The 2,635-nt window shown below is 66.7% G+C and carries 2 protein-coding genes and 1 pseudogene; 2 read left to right on the top strand and 1 reads right to left on the bottom strand.

The genetic code is table 11. The annotated features are described in order from the left end of the window. Positions 1-426, bottom strand: a pseudogene (locus ACFV5N_RS26780) (penicillin-binding protein); the annotation flags it as partial. A 412-nt stretch (positions 427-838) separates the two neighbouring features. Here ACFV5N_RS26780 and ACFV5N_RS26775 point away from each other — a divergent pair. Continuing rightward, positions 839-1,447: a PadR family transcriptional regulator gene (locus ACFV5N_RS26775; protein ID WP_019432195.1), complete on the top strand. Its 609-nt coding sequence runs from the start codon at positions 839-841 to the stop codon at positions 1,445-1,447. 71 nt (positions 1,448-1,518) lie between these two features. Beyond that, positions 1,519-2,601, top strand: a complete 1,083-nt coding sequence (locus ACFV5N_RS26770) for an inositol-3-phosphate synthase (RefSeq protein ID WP_385604809.1) — start codon at positions 1,519-1,521, stop codon at positions 2,599-2,601. The last annotated feature ends 34 nt before the right edge of the window (positions 2,602-2,635 follow it).

The raw sequence follows: 2,635 nt of genomic DNA, 5'->3' as shown, positions 1-2,635 counted from the left end.
GTTGTACTCACCACCGCCCGCGACGACCATCTCGCTGCCGTCGGCCCAGTAGTAGACGTTCTTCTGGCTCTGGGCGGCCTTGTTCGGGTCCGGGATGTCGACCATGGCGTAGGCGATGCCGATCAGGCCGACCAGCAGGCCCATGAACAGGATCGCGGAGCCCAGGACCTGTTTCCAGGAGGGCAGCCAGCGGCGCGCTCCCGTGTGCTGGGCACGCGGATAGTCGATGAATCGCTTCTTCGGTGGGGGCTCCGGCCTTCGCCTGGACCGGCGGCCGGTGCCTTCGGCGGCGCTGGAGGCCGTCGCGCGCCGATGGCCGCTCCCGCCGCTCTCCTCGCGCTGCGGTGGCGGCGCGGCCCGGCGGCCGGATGGCGCCGCGGCGCGGCGGCCGCGGGACTGCGGCGGCTTGCGACGGTGCTCGCTCATGGACAGCTACTCCTCGGACAGACGCGGGACGTCTGCTGCGGCAATGACGTGTGGTGTCGTGCTATCCCCCCGTTGTGTGCAGTCCGGCCGTGGCTCGGACGCACGTCACCGTGAACGAGGACGCAGATTCCGGCCTCTGGGTTCCCGGACAGTGATCCGCACACGGGGTTCAGCGTACGCAGCACCAAAGGCCATCTTTCTTGGCAAAAGGGGTACTTCAGGCATTTCACTTTCAGTGAAGCGAAGATGTGATCCCCTTCACCAGGACTCCTCTTGCAGCACCTCTCGGCCCGTTCTATCGTGGCGATGTATCGGGCCGATACATCGAGCCAATACATCGTTCAACAGTTCAAGAGTTCAACCGTTCACGACACAGCACGACAGACAGTCCACCCGGGAGGTGATTCCAGCCGTGAGCCGACGCTCCGGAGTCCTGGAGTTCGCCGTACTCGGGCTCCTGCGGGAATCCCCGATGCACGGGTACGAGCTGCGCAAGCGGCTCAACACCTCGCTGGGCGTCTTCCGGGCGTTCAGCTACGGCTCCCTCTACCCCTGTCTCAAGACGCTGGTCCAGCACGGATGGCTCGCCGAGGAGCCCGGCAGCGACGCGGAGGACCCGCGTGCCACCGCGCTGTCGGGGCGGCGGGCCCGCATCGTCTACCGGCTCACGGCCGAGGGCAAGGAACGCTTCGAGGAGCTTCTGACCCAGACCGGCCCCGACGCCTGGGAAGACGACAACTTCGGTGTCAGGTTCGCCTTCTTCGGCCAGACCTCACGCGATGTACGGATGCGGGTGCTCGAAGGCCGCCGCAGCCGCCTGGAAGAGCGCCTCGCCAAGATGCGCGCCTCCCTGGCCCGTACCCGGGAGAAGCTGGACGACTACACGCTGGAACTGCAGCGCCACGGAATGGAATCCGTGGAGCGCGAGGTCCGCTGGCTCAACGAGCTGATCGAGAGCGAGCGCGAGGGCCGCGAGCGCGGCACCTCCCCGCCGGATGGCTCCGGCGACACCACTTCTTGACCATCACTTGACAATGCCGGGCCCCGCAATGGTGTGGGGCCATGCCGAAACACACACAGGGAGCAACCGGAATGGGTTCGGTTCGCGTAGCCATCGCCGGCGTGGGCAACTGCGCCGCCTCGCTGGTACAGGGCGTCGAGTACTACAAGGACGCCGCCCCGGACAGCCGGGTGCCGGGTCTGATGCACGTCCAGTTCGGCGACTACCACATCTCGGACATCGAGTTCGTGGCCGCCTTCGACGTCGACTCCAAGAAGGTCGGTCTCGACCTCGCCGACGCCATCGGCGCCAGCGAGAACAACACCATCAAGATCGCCGACGTGCCGGCCACCGGGATCACCGTCCAGCGCGGCCAGACGCTGGACGGTCTGGGCCGCTACTACCGCGAGACGATCGTGGAGTCGGACGCCGAGCCCGTCGACGTGGTCCAGGTGCTCAAGGACACCAAGGCCGACGTGCTGGTCTGCTACCTGCCGGTCGGCTCCGAGGACGCCGCCAAGTACTACGCGCAGGCCGCCATCGACGCCAAGGTCGCCTTCGTCAACGCCCTCCCGGTCTTCATCGCCGGTACCAAGGAGTGGGCGGACAAGTTCACCGAGGCCGGTGTCCCGATCGTCGGTGACGACATCAAGTCGCAGGTCGGCGCCACCATCACGCACCGCGTGATGGCCAAGCTGTTCGAGGACCGGGGCGTCATCCTGGACCGCACCATGCAGCTGAACGTCGGCGGCAACATGGACTTCAAGAACATGCTGGAGCGCGACCGCCTGGAGTCCAAGAAGGTCTCCAAGACCCAGGCCGTCACCTCGCAGATCGTCGACCGCGAGCTGGGCGAGGGCAACGTCCACATCGGCCCCTCCGACTACGTCGCGTGGCTGGACGACCGCAAGTGGGCGTACGTCCGCCTGGAGGGCCGCGCGTTCGGTGACGTCCCGCTGAACCTGGAGTACAAGCTGGAGGTCTGGGACTCCCCCAACTCCGCCGGTGTGATCATCGACGCGCTGCGTGCGGCGAAGATCGCCAAGGACCGCGGGATCGGTGGCCCGATCACCTCGGCCTCCTCGTACTTCATGAAGTCCCCGCCGGTCCAGTTCTTCGACGACCAGGCACGTGACAACGTCGAGAAGTTCATCAACGGCGAGCTGGAGCGCTGAGCCGGCCGTCACACGGCTCAGACACCATGACGGC

Origin of the sequence: Streptomyces sp. NPDC059853, from assembly GCF_042731495.1 — a bacterium.
In the GTDB taxonomy this organism is placed as follows: Bacteria; Actinomycetota; Actinomycetes; order Streptomycetales; family Streptomycetaceae; genus Streptomyces.
Note: the sequence above shows the minus strand (reverse complement) of the source record. Positions and strands in the feature narration are given on the sequence as shown.